At 59.5% G+C, this 15,542-nt stretch carries 15 protein-coding genes; 3 read left to right on the top strand and 12 right to left on the bottom strand.

What is annotated here, in order from left to right; translation table 11 throughout:
• Positions 1-87: 87 nt before the first annotated feature.
• The 4 genes from JFT86_RS24690 to JFT86_RS24675 all read right to left on the bottom strand — a co-directional run bounded on the left by JFT86_RS24690 (position 88) and on the right by JFT86_RS24675 (position 4,860).
• Positions 88-1,041 carry a hypothetical protein gene (locus JFT86_RS24690; RefSeq protein WP_201238839.1) on the bottom strand — a complete coding sequence of 318 codons (954 nt, stop codon included), beginning with the start codon at positions 1,039-1,041 and terminating at the stop codon, positions 88-90.
• 17 nt (positions 1,042-1,058) lie between these two features.
• A complete protein-coding gene (locus JFT86_RS24685; RefSeq protein ID WP_201238838.1) occupies positions 1,059-2,774 on the bottom strand; it encodes a proline--tRNA ligase in 1,716 nt (571 codons plus the stop codon).
• A 129-nt stretch (positions 2,775-2,903) separates the two neighbouring features.
• On the bottom strand, positions 2,904-4,463 hold the full coding sequence (locus JFT86_RS24680) for an AmpG family muropeptide MFS transporter (RefSeq protein WP_201238837.1): 1,560 nt from the start codon (positions 4,461-4,463) through the stop codon (positions 2,904-2,906).
• Positions 4,464-4,506: 43 nt separating this feature from the next.
• Entirely contained in the window at positions 4,507-4,860 is a 354-nt protein-coding gene (locus JFT86_RS24675) for an MGMT family protein (RefSeq protein ID WP_201238836.1), read from the bottom strand.
• Positions 4,861-5,025: 165 nt separating this feature from the next.
• On the opposite strand from JFT86_RS24675, the gene JFT86_RS24670 reads away from it, so the two are divergent.
• Positions 5,026-6,033: a DUF481 domain-containing protein gene (locus JFT86_RS24670; RefSeq protein ID WP_201238835.1), complete on the top strand. Its 1,008-nt coding sequence runs from the start codon at positions 5,026-5,028 to the stop codon at positions 6,031-6,033.
• Positions 6,034-6,178: 145 nt separating this feature from the next.
• Here JFT86_RS24670 and JFT86_RS24665 read toward each other — a convergent pair whose 3' ends face one another.
• On the bottom strand, positions 6,179-6,388 hold the full coding sequence (locus JFT86_RS24665) for a cold-shock protein (protein WP_002554837.1): 210 nt from the start codon (positions 6,386-6,388) through the stop codon (positions 6,179-6,181).
• Positions 6,389-6,741: 353 nt separating this feature from the next.
• Here JFT86_RS24665 and dcd point away from each other — a divergent pair, with 353 nt between their 5' ends.
• Positions 6,742-7,308 (top strand): dCTP deaminase, encoded by a 567-nt coding sequence (gene dcd, locus JFT86_RS24660; protein WP_201238834.1) that lies wholly within the window; start codon positions 6,742-6,744, stop codon positions 7,306-7,308.
• Between the two features lie 107 nt (positions 7,309-7,415).
• The gene (locus JFT86_RS24655; protein ID WP_201238833.1) at positions 7,416-7,625 is read left to right on the top strand and encodes a hypothetical protein; all 210 of its coding nucleotides are present in this window, start codon (positions 7,416-7,418) and stop codon (positions 7,623-7,625) included.
• Between the two features lie 46 nt (positions 7,626-7,671).
• Here the strand turns inward: JFT86_RS24655 and pdeM are convergent, their stop codons facing one another.
• The 7 genes from pdeM to JFT86_RS24620 all read right to left on the bottom strand — a co-directional run bounded on the left by pdeM (position 7,672) and on the right by JFT86_RS24620 (position 15,169).
• Entirely contained in the window at positions 7,672-8,328 is a 657-nt protein-coding gene (gene pdeM / locus JFT86_RS24650; protein ID WP_201238832.1) for a ligase-associated DNA damage response endonuclease PdeM, read from the bottom strand.
• Complete coding sequence (locus JFT86_RS24645) at positions 8,325-10,814, bottom strand: ligase-associated DNA damage response DEXH box helicase (protein WP_201238831.1); 2,490 nt, start codon at positions 10,812-10,814, stop codon at positions 8,325-8,327. Before JFT86_RS24645 ends, pdeM begins: the two co-directional genes overlap by 4 nt.
• 172 nt (positions 10,815-10,986) lie before the next feature.
• A complete protein-coding gene (locus JFT86_RS24640; RefSeq protein ID WP_201238830.1) occupies positions 10,987-11,751 on the bottom strand; it encodes an ATP-binding cassette domain-containing protein in 765 nt (254 codons plus the stop codon).
• A 13-nt stretch (positions 11,752-11,764) separates the two neighbouring features.
• Positions 11,765-12,883 carry a succinylglutamate desuccinylase/aspartoacylase family protein gene (locus JFT86_RS24635; RefSeq protein WP_201238829.1) on the bottom strand — a complete coding sequence of 373 codons (1,119 nt, stop codon included), beginning with the start codon at positions 12,881-12,883 and terminating at the stop codon, positions 11,765-11,767.
• A gap of 11 nt (positions 12,884-12,894) precedes the next feature.
• The gene (locus JFT86_RS24630; RefSeq protein ID WP_103306582.1) at positions 12,895-13,605 is read right to left on the bottom strand and encodes an ABC transporter permease; all 711 of its coding nucleotides are present in this window, start codon (positions 13,603-13,605) and stop codon (positions 12,895-12,897) included.
• Entirely contained in the window at positions 13,602-14,330 is a 729-nt protein-coding gene (locus tag JFT86_RS24625; protein ID WP_103306583.1) for an ABC transporter permease, read from the bottom strand. Before JFT86_RS24625 ends, JFT86_RS24630 begins: the two co-directional genes overlap by 4 nt.
• A 56-nt stretch (positions 14,331-14,386) precedes the next feature.
• The gene (locus JFT86_RS24620) at positions 14,387-15,169 is read right to left on the bottom strand and encodes a transporter substrate-binding domain-containing protein (protein ID WP_201238828.1); all 783 of its coding nucleotides are present in this window, start codon (positions 15,167-15,169) and stop codon (positions 14,387-14,389) included.
• Between the last annotated feature and the right edge of the window lie 373 nt (positions 15,170-15,542).

The raw sequence follows: 15,542 nt of genomic DNA, 5'->3' as shown, positions 1-15,542 counted from the left end.
AGTCAAAAGATCGCAGCCTGCGGCAGCTCCTACATTGGAATGCGTTCCCTGTAGGAGCTGCCGAAGGCTGCGATCTTTTAATTAGGCTTAATTCGGTCCCGGATCCGCCACCAGACGTCCGGCATCCTTGGTCAAAGACTTGAGAAACTCAGTCTGCAACTCAGGATCGTTACGCGTCAGTTCGATCAGGCTTTGTTCCAGTTCGCTGGCTTCTTCTTCCAGACCCAGCTCGGACAGGCGTTTGACCCGGTGAACCCACTGGCTCACTTCATCATCTTCCAGATCGTCGTAAATCAGCCCGTGCGCTTCCAGCAACTTGCCGCGCAGGTGGCTGCTGATCAACAGGGATGAGTCGGAATGCACGTCATCCTTGGCGTCTTCGACGCTGATCTGCAGTTTGCCGACATGATTGAGGTCATTTTCGGCAAACGGACTGTCCAGCAGGTTCAGGCGCAGCACACCGTTGCGATCGGTGGTCATGTCGAAGGTCTGCTTGCCGGCCCTGACCTGCACCGGACGCTCGCTCCACGGCAGGCTCGAATACTCCGTGCGCTTGTCGCGCTGGACTTCATCGATCCCGGCCAGGTTCTGTTGCGCACGACCGTTGGACTGCACGTTCATGAACGGGTTGAGCCCGGCGAAGCCATAACTCAGCCAGTCCTTGGTCACGCTGTCCGGCAGATTGCCAAGGGCGAAGACGTTGACCACGTTCGCGCCGACGCCACCGACCACCGCCACCGCGCCCAGAGGAATCTCGTAGATTTCGCGCCAGGGTTGGTAAGGCGTGTAGCGATCGTAACGACGAGTGACTTCGAACTCAGTGACTTCGAAGGTCTTTTGCTCGTTGATCTTCACGCGTCGCTGCGGCAGCTCAAGCTCCTTAGGCTCACCGACATCGATCTGCAGGCTGTGATCGAGCAACTTTCGCTCGACCCGCTCTTCGTGCTCGCTGCGCTGTGACATGTGATTGGCACAGCCGCTGACCAGCAGGGCGCCACACAGGGTGGCGCCTCCGAGGCCTAAGGTGTTTCGCTTGAACATGACGTCTCTATCTGGTTTCAGCGGCGGATACGGGCCTGAAGGAAGGACAATACGTCAGCCACCGGCAGGGCTTGCGCCTCGCCTTCGGTGCGGCTCTTGTATTCCAGGTTGCCTTCGGCGAGGCCGCGGTCGCTGACCACGATCCGGTGTGGAATGCCGATCAGCTCCATGTCCGCGAACTTGATGCCCGGGCTGGTTTTCTTGTCACGGTCGTCCAGCAGCACTTCGAAGCCCGCGGCCGTCAGTTCGGCGTACAGCTTGTCGGTGGCTTCGCGAACCAGCTCGGTTTCATAACGCAGCGGTACCAGGGCGATCTGGAATGGCGCCAGGGTGTCGCTCCAGATGATGCCGTTTTCGTCGTTGTTCTGTTCGATGGCAGCCGCCACCACGCGGGAAACGCCGATGCCGTAGCAACCCATTTCGAGGGTCACTGGCTTGCCGTTCTCGCCCAGCACTTCGCACTTCATCGCCTTGCTGTACTTGTTGCCCAACTGGAAGATGTGCCCGACTTCGATGCCGCGTTTGATTTCCAGTGTGCCTTTGCCGTCCGGGCTTGGGTCGCCGGCCACGACGTTGCGCAGGTCAGCCACGGTCGGAACCGGCAGATCACGCTCCCAGTTCACGCCGAAGTAGTGCTTGTCGTCGATGTTCGCACCGATACCGAAGTCGCTCATCAGCTCGACCGAGCGGTCGATGATGATCGGCAACGGCAGGTTCAGCGGGCCGAGGGAGCCCGCGCCGGCGCCGATGGTATCGCGCAGTTCGGCATCGGAAGCCATGACCAGCGGGTTGGCAACGCCTGGCTGCTGGGCAGCCTTGATTTCGTTGAGTTCGTGGTCGCCACGGATGATCAGGGCAATCAGCTTGCCTGCTTCTTCGGCGTGTACGATCAGGGTCTTGATGGTCTTTTCAATCGGCAGATTGAATTTTTCCACCAGCGCCGCGATGGTCTTGGTGTCTGGCGTGTCGACCAGGCGCAGCTCTTCAGTCGCAGCAGCGCGCGAGGTTTCGCGTGGCACGGCTTCGGCTTTCTCGATGTTCGCCGCGTAGTCGGAACCGTTGCTGAAAACGATGTCGTCTTCGCCGGATTCGGCCAGTACGTGGAACTCGTGCGAACCGGCACCACCGATCGAACCGTTGTCGGCTTCAACCGGGCGGAATTTCAGACCCAGACGCGTGAAGATGTTGCAGTAGGCTTCATGCATGCGGTCATAGGTGATCTGCAGCGACGCCTGATCCGCGTGGAAGGAGTACGAGTCCTTCATGATGAATTCGCGGCCGCGCATCAAACCGAAGCGTGGACGGATTTCGTCACGGAATTTGGTCTGGATCTGGTACAGGTTGATTGGCAGCTGCTTGTAGCTGCTCAACTCGTTGCGCATCAGATCGGTGATCACTTCTTCGTGGGTCGGGCCCGCGCAGAAGTCGCGACCGTGGCGGTCTTTGATGCGCAGCAGCTCAGGGCCGTATTCTTCCCAGCGCCCCGATTCCTGCCACAGTTCGGCCGGTTGGGTGCTCGGCATCAACACTTCCAGAGAGCCGGCGGCGTTCATCTCTTCGCGAACGATGGCTTCAACCTTGCGCATGACTCGCAGGCCCATGGGCAGCCAGGTGTACAGGCCCGAGGCAAGTTTGCGGATCATGCCGGCGCGCAGCATCAGCTGGTGGCTGATCACGACCGCGTCGGAAGGCGTTTCTTTCTGTGTGGCGAGCAAAAATTGACTGGTGCGCATGGTTGGCCGTTGTCGGTTGCTAGAACTGGAAATGACGGAGCAGTGTACCGGCGAGTTTTGCTGACGTACAGAAGTGTGGCCGGCGGTGGGGTCCAATGGCGGGATTCCTCCCGCCATTGGCGATTTGTCTTACGACTCTTCCGCGACCGGCGTCGGCACCGGTTCGGGCGTGGGTGTCGGGCCTTCGCGGCGGCTTTCCTGGAACCAGTGCAAAGCAATCAGCACCAGCGTCGGCACGCCAAGCAGCGCGGTAATCAGGAAGAAGCTGTGATATCCGAACTTCTCGACCATGACCCCGGAATACCCGCCCATCAGGCGCGGCAGCAGGAGCATGATCGAGCTGAGCAGGGCGTATTGCGTGGCGGAGAACTTCAGGTTGGTCAGGCTCGACAGATAGGCAACGAATGCCGACGTCGCGAGGCCCGAGCTGAAGTTGTCGAGGGAAATGGTCACCACCAGCATCTGCAGGTTCGGGCCCATGTCGGCGAGCATCACGAACAGCAGGTTGGTGGCCGCCGAGGCCGCGCCGCCGATGAACAGGATCGGCAGAATGCCAAAGCGTACGATCAGCAGACCACCCATGCCCGCGCCGACCAGCGTCATGATCAGGCCGAAGATCTTGCTGACGCTGGCAATCTGATCCTTGGTGAAACCCTGGTCGATGTAAAACACGTTGGCCATGACGCCCATGACTGTGTCCGACATCCGATAGGTGGCGATCAGGCCGAGCAGCAGCAGCGCCTGCCAGCGGTAGCGCAGAATGAAGTCGTTGACCGGCGTCAGCACCGGTGCGAGGCCGCGGCGACCCATGGTCGACAGGCACAGGCCGGTGAGCAGCGTATAGAGAATGGCGCGCAGGAAGGCGCGGTCTTCGAGCAGCAGATCCAGTGGGCTCATTCCGCCGAACAGCACACTGGCGAAGTCGGTGTTGTAGAGCTGGGTGAACATCGCCGGCACAGAGACCAGCAGGATGATCAGTACAAACACCGACATCAGTTGATGCATGAAGGTATAGCGCCCGGCCTGCAGTTGTGTGCGCAGCGGCACTGGCGGTTCGCGCATCAGCAGCGTGGTCAGCAGCGCTGGAATCATCAGTGCGCCGAACAGCGCGTAAGTGCCGGCCCAGGCCGAATGCTGATAGTTGAAGCCGGTAGAGCCAAAGCCTTCGGCGAAGAACAAGGCGCCGGCAGTCGCCAGCAGTGCCGCCACACGATAACCGGACATGTAACTGGCGGCGAGGGCGGCCTGGCGGTTGTCTTCGGCGATTTCCAGGCGATAGGCATCCACCGCGATATCTTGAGTGGCGGAGGCGAATGCGACGACAACGGCGATGGCGATCAACCACGACAGATGCTTCTGCGGATCACAGAAACCCATGCCGATCAGCCCGAGAATCACCAGTACCTGCGAGAGCACCAGCCACGAGCGGCGACGGCCAAGTTTGCCCAGCAACGGCAGACGCCATTGATCGAGCAGCGGTGACCAGACCCATTTGAACGCGTAGGCGAGGCCGATCAGGCTGGCATAGCCGATGGTTTCACGGGCCACACCGGCTTCACGCAGCCAGACGGAAAGCGTTGAAAACACCAGCATGTACGGCAGGCCGGCGGCGAAACCCAGCAACAACAGCACGAGCGTCGAAGGACTGGCATAGGCGGCGAGCGCGGCGCGCCAGGTTTTACGGGGCATGGGCTGAAGTCTGCCTCAAGATTGCGGAAACAAAGCGCGCACTCTAACCGCTGTGCTCTACCGGACGCCAGCCATGGCGCTGAATATCCACACGATTGTTCAGGACGGTGATGCCTTCCATGCGTAAACGCGCCCGTTGTTCATCCCCGGATGGGCTGCCCACCGGCAGGCTGATGCGTCCGCCGGCACCCAGTACACGGTGCCAGGGCAGCTTGGTATCGCCGGGCAATTGACTCAAGGTGCGCCCGACCCAGCGGGCGGCGCGCCCCAACCCGGCAAGATCAGCCAGTTGACCATAGCTGACGACTTTGCCTTCGGGCACTTGGGCGAGGGTCGAGTAGAGCGCCGTGCGTCGGATTTGCGCTTCGCTGTCGCCTTCGTGGATCGGGTCTGTCACGTGCACGGTTCCTGAACTTGATCGTCTGATTGCCTTAAGCGTAATCCCTCATCGGGCAGATGAGAAATGAACTCAATAGAAATAGTCCGGTCAGTCCTTGTCAGGGAACTTTTCCTACAGATAATGCCGACCCCTTTTTCGCAAACTTGAGCCTTCGATTCGCTTATGTTGTCCAGAACCTTGCTGTGCCTTGCTGTTTTCAGTGCGTCCACGCCCCTGCTTGCCGACACCGTCTGGTTGAAGAACGGTGACAAGTTGAGCGGCACCATCACCGTGTTCGATGGCGGCAAGCTGTTGATCCAGACCAAATATGCCGGTGCGGTCACGATTGACTGGAAAGAGGTCAAGACGCTGGACAGTGATCAGCACTTGCTGGTCAAGCAGGATGCCTACAGCGGTGAAGTTTCCAAGTCGCTGACGGCCGCCGAAGATGGCAAAGTCACCCTCGCCAACGGTGAAGCGCCGAAAACCGTTGAGCTGGCGAGCATTCAGCAGATTCTCAAACCGAAACCCGTGGTCGAGGATCTGGTATGGAAGGGCAATGTCGACTTGGCGCTGGACTATCAGCGCGCGGAGAAGGACACCGATGACTACGACGTCGGCTTCAAGACCTCGGCGCGTCATGGCCGCTGGCGTCATACCGCTGAGGGCGAGTACAACCGCGAAGTGCAGGACGACGAAACCACCACCGACAACTGGCGTGCTGAATACGCACTCGACCGCTTCCTTACCGATCAATGGTTCTGGCAGGGTCGTCTGAACTATAAGCGCGACCACATTGAAGAGCTGTCGCGTCAGCGCGTGGTCGGTACCGGTCCCGGCTACCAGTTCTGGGATGATGAACTGGGTGCATTCTCGCTGGGCTCGTTGTTCAACCGCACCGATTACGAGTATCGCGATGGCAGCAAGGACAACTTCTATTCCGTGGCCATGAAGTGGGATTACAACCGCTACCTGATTGGCAAGAAAGTCGAGTTCTTCACCAATGGTGAAATCGGCAAGCCGCTGTCCGATGTGGCCAACTACGCGCTGGATGCCGAGATGGGCCTGCGCTACAAGGTCACCGATTGGGCCTCGCTCAACCTCAAGGCCGAGCGCGACATCATCAGTGGCACCAATGACGCAGACTTGAACAAGACCCGTTACACCGCAGGGTTTGGCGTGGCCTGGTAAGGCACAAGCAAAAAGATCGCAGCCTGCGGCAACTCCTGCAGAAGGAGGCGTCGCAGGCTGCGATCTTTTTTTGCGCCTGAAAAACCAGCGCCCACAAAAAAGCCCCGCTTTTAAGGGCGGGGCTCTTTTCTAAAGAAGCTACAAGTTAGATAACTTGTACTTCTTCAGCTTGCATGCCTTTCTGACCGCGGGTAGCGATGAAAGAAACCTGTTGGCCTTCTTTCAGGCTTTTGAAGCCGTCGGATTGGATAGCTTTGAAGTGAACGAACAGGTCGTCACCGGATTGTGGGGTGATGAAGCCGAAGCCTTTTTCATCGTTGAACCACTTAACGGTACCGGTTTGGCGATTAGACATGGTGTAACTCCTTGAACAAAGATAACTGCGACGCAGGAAGAACCCTGGCCGAGACTGAGTGCAAAGAGCAGGAAAAATTCTTGTAGATGGTTGGATCGAAATTCAACATATCGTGTAGAGATTCTCAGTGACACAAGCAGCACAGTGGCGCCACCTTAACCCTTTTTCCGGGACGTGCCAATGCTTCTTGCGAAGGTTTCTCTGTTTTAAGGATCGGCGGTGTGACGGTTCGTCGCCAGACTGCGTAAATCATGGGGGATCGGCGAGAATTGCAGGCCGGACTTTGAACGTGGCGGCGCGCCCGGTAAGATGCCGGACAGAATTTTTCCACCTCGCTATTCAGGACACCCGCCATGAGCATCAAATCGGACAAGTGGATTCGCCGCATGGCGCAGGAACACGGCATGATCGAACCGTTCGTCGAGCGCCAGGTGCGCGGCAGCGACGACAGCCGAGTGATCTCCTACGGTGTGTCGAGCTACGGTTACGACGTGCGTTGCACCAACCACTTCAAGGTGTTCACCAACATCAACTCGTCGATCGTCGACCCGAAAAACTTCGACCCGGGCAGCTTCGTCGACATCCACAGCGACGTCTGCATCATCCCGCCAAACTCTTTCGCCCTGGCCAGCACCGTCGAGTACTTCCGTATTCCGCGCAACGTATTGACCATCTGCCTGGGTAAAAGCACCTACGCGCGCTGCGGCATCATCGTTAACGTGACGCCGCTCGAGCCTGAGTGGGAAGGTCACGTGACCCTGGAGTTCTCCAACACCACCAACCTGCCGGCGAAAATCTACGCCAACGAAGGTGTGGCGCAGATGCTTTTCCTTGAATCCGACGAGGAATGTGAAGTTTCCTACAAGGATCGCGGCGGCAAGTACCAGGGCCAGCGTGGCGTGACGCTGCCGCGTACCTGAGTCATCCATCCGGCAGATGTCGGGAATTCTTTGGCGGGCAGGCACTCTATGGAGTGTACTGCCCGTTTTTGCTTATGCCGAAACGGGCCTTCGCCGAGGAGTGCCCTATGAAGATCGATCCGCATATCACTGCCGAACTGGCAAGGCTTGAGCCCAATCAGGTTGGCGTTTTAGCCTGGTCCTTGCTGGCACACCCGTCCATCAGCATGGCAGGCGGAATTCCTGGCCAGCCTGATCCCGATACCCCCAACGAACAACCGACCGAGCCGGGTGAGCCGACCCTGCCCGACGAGCCGCCTCCGGCGCCTGTTGCCTGATCCCGAAGGGAAATGCATGGCCAGTCAGTTGAAGTCCGCCAAGACTTCAACTGACTGGCCATATTTCGTCATCGCCGATGACGAAAATCCTGCAGCTGTCTTCACGCTCGACCGGATAACCACCGGTAAACGCGCCAAACGCGGGCATCAGGCTGATGCGCTCGCCTAATCTGAAACATGCCAGCCGCAAACGCTGCCGGCCCTTGCCGTGCAATCGATAGACCGGATGCACATGCCCCGCGAGCACGTGCCGTTCAGGATGCAGATCGGGTTCGTGCTGCAAGGCAAACGGCCCGAGTAGCAGCGGTTCAGGCACAACGCGGATGTTCAATGACGCCGGAGGATCCCCAGCGCGTTTGTCGTGATTGCCACGAATCAGCGTCATTGGCAGATCAATATGGCGCGCTCGCCATTCGGCCAGCGCGTTCAGAGTGCCAACCGCGTGGGAGCCGGGGCCATGCAGAAAGTCACCGAGGAATATCAGCTGCCGGCAGGGCAGTTTCGCCAGCAATCGATCAATCACCGCAATATTGCTCGCCGTCGTGCCTTGAGGGACGGGCTGCCCGAGGCTGCGATAGGCGGCCGCCTTGCCGAAATGCACGTCGGCGATCAGCAGGGCCTGCTGCGCCGGCCAATACAGAGCTTTTTCCGGTAGCAGCCACAGTTCTTCACCGGCCAGGCGTACAGGGTAGGGCGCGTTCATGCGCGACGCCCCTTATCGGCAGATTGCTCCAGATCGCCGACCATCCGTCTGATCCGATCAGCAAGTTTCTCTGAGCTCATGCTCTCGCGCATACGCTCAACCAGCAGGGGAAACCCCAGCGGCGTAGGACGTTTGATCTGATGCACATCCAGATTCATCTGGTTGATGTGCTCCAGTGTCTGCTCCAGCCTGCGAATATCCAGTTCTTCCCGTAGGACTTCCTCCCCAGCCTGAGCCAGCAGCAGGTTGTCGGCGTCGTATTGCTTGAACACTTCGAAGAACAAGCCACTGGAGGCCTGTACCTGACGGGTGCTTTTCGGCGCGCCGGGGTAGCCAGAGAACACCAGCCCGGCAATCCGCGCGATCTCGCGGAAACGCCGCAAGGCCAGTTCGCCCGCGTTGAGGCTGGCGAGGACATCGCGTAATAAGTGCTCGGCACTGAACAGCTCGGCATCGAGTTGTTGCGACCAATCCACTGGGGTGGCACTGAGCAACTCCAGACCGTAATCGTTGACCGCAATCGAGAATGTCACCGGCTGACGCTGACTGATACGCCACGCCAGCAGGCTGGCGAGCCCCAGATGCACCTGACGCCCGGCAAACGGGTAGAGGAAAAGGTGCCAGCCTTCGCGGGATTTCAGCACCTCGACCAGTAAATTGTTGGTCGTGGGCAGACCAGACCAGCGCGCCTGAGTCTCCAGCAAGGGGCGTAACGCCTGCATTTCCGGCCCGGAAAACTCAGCGTATGCGGCAGCAGTGAAACGCGTCACCACTGCTTGCGCCAGTTCATTGGAGAGCGGCATCCGCCCGCCATTCCAACGCGGCACGGCGGCTTTCTTTGCTGTGCTGCGTTTGACGTAAGCGGTCATATTTTCCACTCGTACCAGTTCCAGCAAACGCCCGGCGAACAGAAAGCCATCGCCCGGTTTGAGCCGTGCAATAAAGCCTTCCTCGACGCTGCCCAATTGCTTGCCACCGCCGCCCTTGCTCCAGAATTTCAGCTGAATGCTCGCATCGCTGACGATGGTGCCGATGCTCATACGATGCCGTCGCGCCAGACGTGCATCGGGCACGCGCCAGATGCCGTGCTCGTCGGGTTCGACTCGACGGTAATCCGGATAGGCCGTCAGAGACATCCCGCCATGGCGTACGAAAGCCAGCGCCCACGCCCAATCGGCAAGTGTCAGGTCACGATAGGCCCAGGCGCCACGGACTTCTTCGTACAGCTCATCGGGTAAAAATCCGCCGCCCAGCGCCATGCTGACCAAATGTTGCACCAGCACATCCAGCGGCTTTTGCGGTGACAGGCGTGGTTCGATGCGCCGCTGCTCCACGGCATCACGGGCGGCGACGGCTTCGATCACTTCAAGGCTGTGGGTTGGCACCAGCGTCACCCGCGAGGTGCGGCCCGGGGCATGCCCGGAACGCCCGGCGCGTTGCATCAACCGGGCGACGCCCTTGGCTGAACCGATTTGCAGCACGCGTTCCACCGGCAGGAAATCCACCCCCAGATCAAGGCTGGACGTGCACACCACCGCTTTCAAAAGCCCGTCCTTCAAGGCCTGCTCAACCCAGTCGCGGGTGTCGCGCGACAAAGAACTGTGATGCAGCGCGATCAATCCGGCCCAGTCCGGCCGCGCTTCAAGCAGTGCCTGATACCAGATTTCCGACTGCGCACGGGTGTTGGTGAACACCAGACTGCTGGCGCAAACGTCCAGCTCGGCGACCACTTGCGGCAACATTTTCAGACCAATGTGCCCGGCCCACGGAAAACGCTCGAGGGTGGGTGGGAGCAGAGTGTCGATCGCCAGTGCTTTTTCGTTCTGGCCCTGGACGCTGACGCCACCGCCCTGTGGGATCAGCACCTGTTCGGCGTGGGATTGATTACCGAGTGTGGCGGACACGCCCCAGACAATCAGCTCGGGTTGCCAGTGACGCAGACGGGCGAGGGCCAGTTGCAACTGTACGCCGCGCTTGTTGCCAAGCAATTCATGCCATTCATCAACGACGATCATGCGCAGTGTCGCCAGCGCCGTTTGCGCGTCGGCGCGGGCGAGCAGCAGGGTCAGGCTTTCCGGGGTAGTGATCAGCGTGGTCGGCAGGCGTCGGCTCTGCCGGGCACGCTCGCTACTGCTCGTGTCACCGGTGCGCAGGCCGATGCTCCACGGGATCTGCAAGTCCGTCACTGGTGTTTGCAGGGCGCGTGCGGTGTCGGCGGCGAGGGCGCGCATCGGCGTGATCCACAACACGGTCAGCGGTTCAGCCACCGGTTTGCGTTTGCGTGAAGTTTCAACGACGGGAGCGGCTCGGGCGAAGCGGTTGAGTGCCGCAAACCACAACGCATAGGTTTTACCGGCGCCAGTACTGGCATGCAGCAGCCCGGATTCGCCGCGTTTGACCGCCGCCCACACCTGTTTCTGAAAGGCGAACGGCTTCCAGCCGCGAGCGCTGAACCAGGTTTTTGCGAGGTCGGAGGATTTCGCCATGCGGGCTGCGCGCGCTCTGGAGGTGTTCTTCCAGTGACCACGGAGCGGGAGGACAAGTTTGATTTTTGTCGGAGTGAGCCTGCTCGCGATAGCGGTGTGTCAGTCACATCAGTGTTGGATGTAATGACGCCATCGCGAGCAGGCTCACTCCTACAGGGGATTGTGTACGGCGTTACTTGAGGTTGCCGCTGAGGAACTGCCGCAGGCGTTCGCTTTTCGGATTGCCGAGCACTTCCTCTGGTGCGCCTTCTTCCTCGACCAGACCTTGGTGGAGGAATAGCACCTGGCTGGAGACTTTACGGGCGAAGCTCATTTCGTGAGTCACCATGATCATGGTCCGGCCTTCTTCCGCCAGGCCTTGAATCACCCGCAACACTTCACCCACCAGTTCCGGATCGAGCGCCGAAGTCGGTTCGTCAAACAGCATCACCTCTGGCTCCATCGCCAGCGCCCGGGCAATGGCCACGCGCTGTTGCTGGCCGCCGGACAAGAACGCCGGGTATTGATCCGCCACCCGCGCCGGCAAACCGACCTTGTCCAGATAGCGCCGCGCACGATCATCGGCCTCTTGTTTGCTGCAACCCAGCACCCGGCGCGGGGCCATGGTGATGTTTTCCAGCACGGTCATGTGGCTCCACAGGTTGAAGTGCTGGAACACCATCGCCAGCCGTGTGCGCAGGCGTTGCAGTTCATCAGCGTCGGCGACGTGCATGCCGTGGCGGTCGGTAACCATGCGGATTGCCTTGCCGTCGAGGCTCATCGCGCCGTCGTTGGGTTGTTCTAGGAAGTTGATGCAGCGCAAAAAGGTGCTTTTGCCCGAGCCGCTGGCGCCGATCAGGCTGATCACGTCGCCGGTCTTGGCCTTGAGCGAAACGCCTTTGAGCACCTGATGGTCGCCATAGCTTTTGTGCAGGCCTTCAACGGTCAGTTTGTACATGGGACAGACATCCTCAAGGCGAAAGTAGGTAGCCGCTGCGATAGGCTTCAGCGCCCGCGACGTGGGCGATGACCATGCCGGCCGTGGCCATGCGCCGTAGCGAACGGGCGTACATCACGCCGGCGCTGGTGCAATGAATGGGGGTAACCCGGTCGTTGATCGGGTCGATGATTTCGGCAATCTGTTGTCCGGCCTCCAGGTATTGTCCCGCTGTGGCGGTGTACACCAGCAAGCCGCCAACCGGCGTCGTCACTGGTTCGACCCCGGCCAGTGGTGTGGCCGGGAACGGCAACGGTGGCTGCGGTTTGGTCTCGCCGACGATCGCATCGGACTGGATCAGGTAGTCGATCAGCGCCTGGCAATCACGACTGGCCATGGGATGCGTGACATCTCCTTGGCCGCGCAACTCGACGGTCACCGAGAAACTGCCGAGCGGAATCTCGAAGTGTTCACCGAAGCGTTCCTTCAATTGCCACCACAGCAGGGTGAAGCATTCATCGAACGACTGGCCACCGGAATCGGTGGCCAACAGGCTGGCCTGCGCTTCGATATAACGCGCCAGCGGTTCGACCTGTGGCCACGCTTCGGGCGTAGTGTAAAGGTGAACCACCGATTCGAAATCGCAATGCAGGTCCAACACCAAGTCCGCATCACAGGCCAGCCGTTGCAGGGTCAGGCGCTGGGATTGCAGTTGCGTGCTGGCGGTCTGGCGGGCGAGGGCGTCGCGCAGATGGCTGCGGATCAGTTCGAGGTTGTGCTGCGGATCGTCCTTCAGCTTGCCCTCGATGGCATTGCCGATTTCCTCGCTGAGGTCGACGAACCAGCGGTTGAAGTTTTGTCCGCTCTCCAGTTCGTAACGGCCCAGCGGCACGTCCATCAACACTTGTTCGAGGCCGACCGGGTTGGCCACTGGCACCAGCACGATTTCGCTGCGCAGGCGCCCGGCGGCTTCCAGCTCCGTCAGGCGCTGCTTGAGGTGCCAGGCGACGAGCATGCCGGGCAGTTCATCGGCATGCAGCGAAGACTGAATGTAGACCTTGCCCTTGGCCTGCTCCGGGCCGAAGTGGAAGCTGTGGATCTGTCGTGCGGTCCCGGGCAGCGGGGCCAGCAGGTCATGGATCTGGTGTCGCATTACAAGGTTTCCTAGTGTGTCGGCCCGAGGAAGGCCAGCCATCGGCGTTCGGCGAGGCGGAACAGGCCGACCAGCGCAAAGGTAATGGTCAGGTAGATCAGCGCGGCGATGCCGAACGACTGAAAGGTCAGGAAGGTCGCCGAGTTGGCGTCCCGTGCGACTTTCAGGATGTCGGGTATGGTCGCGGTGAAGGCCACGGTGGTCGAGTGCAGCATCAGGATCACTTCGTTGCTGTAGTACGGCAACGAACGGCGCAGCGCCGACGGCATGATCACGTAGGCATACAGCTTCCAGCCTGTCAGACCATAGGCCTTGGCCGCTTCGACTTCGCCGTGGTTCATGCTGCGGATCGCCCCGGCGAAAATCTCCGTGGTGTACGCGCAAGTGTTCAGGGCGAAGGCGAGGATCGTGCAGTTCATCGCATCGCGAAAGAAACTGTCGAGGATCGGCTGCGCACGCACCGCCGCGAGGCTGTAGATCCCGGTGTAGCAGATCAGCAACTGGATATACAGCGGCGTACCGCGGAACAGGTAGGTGTAGAACTGCACCGGCCACCGAACGTAGAAGTGGCTGGAAACCCGGGCGATCGACAACGGAATCGACACCAGGAAACCGATGAAGATCGAGGCACTGAGCAGCCACATCGTCATCGCCAGGCCAGTGATGTTCTGGCCATCGGTATAAAGGAAGGCTCTCCAGTATTCCTGCAGAAGTTCGATCATCGTACGGCCTCCCGGGCACCGGCGGCGTAGCGGCGTTCGAGCCAGCGCAGGATGAAGTTCGAGGCACTGGTGATCAGCAAGTAGATCAAAGCGGCGAGGACCAGGAAGTAGAACAGTTGATAGGTGCTTTTACCGGCGTCCTGCGCGGCTTTGACCAGATCGGCGAGGCCGATGATCGACACCAGCGCGGTGGCCTTGAGCATCACCATCCAGTTATTGCCGATGCCCGGCAGGGCGAAGCGCATCATTTGCGGGAACACCACAAAGCGAAAGCGCTGGCCACGTTTGAGTCCGTACGCGGTGGCCGCTTCGACCTGACCACGCGGCACGGCGAGGATCGCCCCGCGGAAAGTCTCGGTGAAATACGCGCCATAAATGAAACCCAGGGTCAGCACCCCGGCGCTGAACGGGTCGATTTCGATGTATTCCCATTCCATGTAGTCGGTGAGCGTCGTCAGCCAGGTTTGCAGGCTGTAGAAGATCAGTAGCATCAGCACCAGATCCGGCACCCCGCGAATCAGCGTGGTGTAGAGCTGGGCGGGCAGGCGCACCAGTTTGATTTTTGACAGTTTGGCGCTGGCGCCGAGCAGGCCGAGCAACACGGCCACCAACAGCGACAACGCCGATAATTTGATGGTCATCCAGGTGCCTTCCAGCAGCAACGGGCCGAAGCCCTTGAGGCTGAAGGCGGATAGCCCCAGATTTTGCAGGAGGGTTTCGAACATAAATCAGCAACCTGAGCGGATGGAAAAGGCGCCCATCGAGGATGGGCGCCGGGGCATTATTTGCCGCTGTACAGATTCAGATCGCCAAAGTGTTTCTTTTCAATCTCGGCGTATTTGCCGTCATCGTGTAACGCTTTGATACCTTTATCTAAAAGCGCCTTCAGCTCAGTGTTACCTTTCTTAATACCGACAGCGGTTTTGGCTGGCAGCAATTCGTTGTCGACTGGCTTGCTGACGTCATAGTCGGCGCCCTGTGGCGACTTCAAGAAGCCCAGTTCGGCTTGCAGCATGTCCTGAATGCCTGCGTCGAGACGGCCGGAGGTCAGGTCGGAATACACCTGATCCTGGTTCTGGTAGGCCTGGGTTTTCACGCCGGCCTTGTCCAGCACGGCTTTGGCATAGGCTTCCTGAATGGTGCCTTGCTCGTAACCGACGGTTTTGCCTTTCAGCGACGCGACGTCTGCGGTGATGCCGGAACCTTTTTTCGACACGTAAGCGGTCGGGCCGGAGAACAGCTCGCTGGAGAAGTCGATGACTTTTTCGCGGGCCGGGGTCACGGTCATCGACGAGATCACACCGTCGAATTTGTTGGCCTTGAGGCCCGGAATCATGCCGTCGAAGTCACTTTCGACCCACTTGCACTTGACCTTCAGTTCGGCGCAGATCGCGTTACCCAGATCGATGTCGAAGCCCACCAGACTGCCGTCGGCCGCTTTCGACTCGAACGGTGCGTACGAAGGGTCAACGCCAAAGCGCAGCTCTTTGTATTCCTTGGCCAGCGCGGAGCCAGCGGCCATGCACAACGCCAGTGCAGAAAGGGTCAGCAATGCTTTTTTCATTATTCAATCCCTAAGAACCAATATGAGCGCTTGTGGCGCAGAATTATTGTTACTGGAACGCGTACGACCTATAGAAAGTAGCAATTTCCGAACCAGAGTCCCGAACAAGTGTTTTAAAAGGTGGGAAGCGGGGGAAGAGGGGGGATTGGTGCACGGAAATGGGCGTCGTAAAAACCTTGCACCATTTAAGTTCAATGCAGGCATTTCGCGGGCGATGCATTCCCTGTAGTGAGGGGATTTATCCCCGATGGGTTGCGAAGCAGCCCCCAGCATTCATCAGGGAGAATTGCATGCTCAGGTTTTGCGACTGCTGCGCAGTCGATCGGGGATAAATCCCCTCGCCACAGGTCGTCATTCAATTCGAATGATCAGT

Source organism: Pseudomonas sp. TH06 (genome assembly GCF_016651305.1).
GTDB lineage: Bacteria > Pseudomonadota > Gammaproteobacteria > Pseudomonadales > Pseudomonadaceae > Aquipseudomonas.
The sequence above is the reverse complement of the archived record's forward strand: the minus strand, read 5'-3'. Positions and strand labels throughout refer to the sequence as shown.

What these genes read in the sequence shown, in the direction of transcription:
- JFT86_RS24690 (WP_201238839.1), bottom strand. Translation starts at nt 1,041, where the DNA reads ATGTTCAAGCGAAACACCTTAGGCCTCGGAGGCGCCACCCTGTGTGGC.
- JFT86_RS24685 (WP_201238838.1), bottom strand. Translation starts at nt 2,774, where the DNA reads ATGCGCACCAGTCAATTTTTGCTCGCCACACAGAAAGAAACGCCTTCC.
- JFT86_RS24680 (WP_201238837.1), bottom strand. Translation starts at nt 4,463, where the DNA reads ATGCCCCGTAAAACCTGGCGCGCCGCGCTCGCCGCCTATGCCAGTCCT.
- JFT86_RS24670 (WP_201238835.1), top strand. Translation starts at nt 5,026, where the DNA reads ATGTTGTCCAGAACCTTGCTGTGCCTTGCTGTTTTCAGTGCGTCCACG.
- JFT86_RS24665 (WP_002554837.1), bottom strand. Translation starts at nt 6,388, where the DNA reads ATGTCTAATCGCCAAACCGGTACCGTTAAGTGGTTCAACGATGAAAAA.
- dcd (WP_201238834.1), top strand. Translation starts at nt 6,742, where the DNA reads ATGAGCATCAAATCGGACAAGTGGATTCGCCGCATGGCGCAGGAACAC.
- JFT86_RS24655 (WP_201238833.1), top strand. Translation starts at nt 7,416, where the DNA reads ATGAAGATCGATCCGCATATCACTGCCGAACTGGCAAGGCTTGAGCCC.
- pdeM (WP_201238832.1), bottom strand. Translation starts at nt 8,328, where the DNA reads ATGAACGCGCCCTACCCTGTACGCCTGGCCGGTGAAGAACTGTGGCTG.
- JFT86_RS24645 (WP_201238831.1), bottom strand. Translation starts at nt 10,814, where the DNA reads ATGGCGAAATCCTCCGACCTCGCAAAAACCTGGTTCAGCGCTCGCGGC.
- JFT86_RS24640 (WP_201238830.1), bottom strand. Translation starts at nt 11,751, where the DNA reads ATGTACAAACTGACCGTTGAAGGCCTGCACAAAAGCTATGGCGACCAT.
- JFT86_RS24635 (WP_201238829.1), bottom strand. Translation starts at nt 12,883, where the DNA reads ATGCGACACCAGATCCATGACCTGCTGGCCCCGCTGCCCGGGACCGCA.
- JFT86_RS24630 (WP_103306582.1), bottom strand. Translation starts at nt 13,605, where the DNA reads ATGATCGAACTTCTGCAGGAATACTGGAGAGCCTTCCTTTATACCGAT.
- JFT86_RS24625 (WP_103306583.1), bottom strand. Translation starts at nt 14,330, where the DNA reads ATGTTCGAAACCCTCCTGCAAAATCTGGGGCTATCCGCCTTCAGCCTC.
- JFT86_RS24620 (WP_201238828.1), bottom strand. Translation starts at nt 15,169, where the DNA reads ATGAAAAAAGCATTGCTGACCCTTTCTGCACTGGCGTTGTGCATGGCC.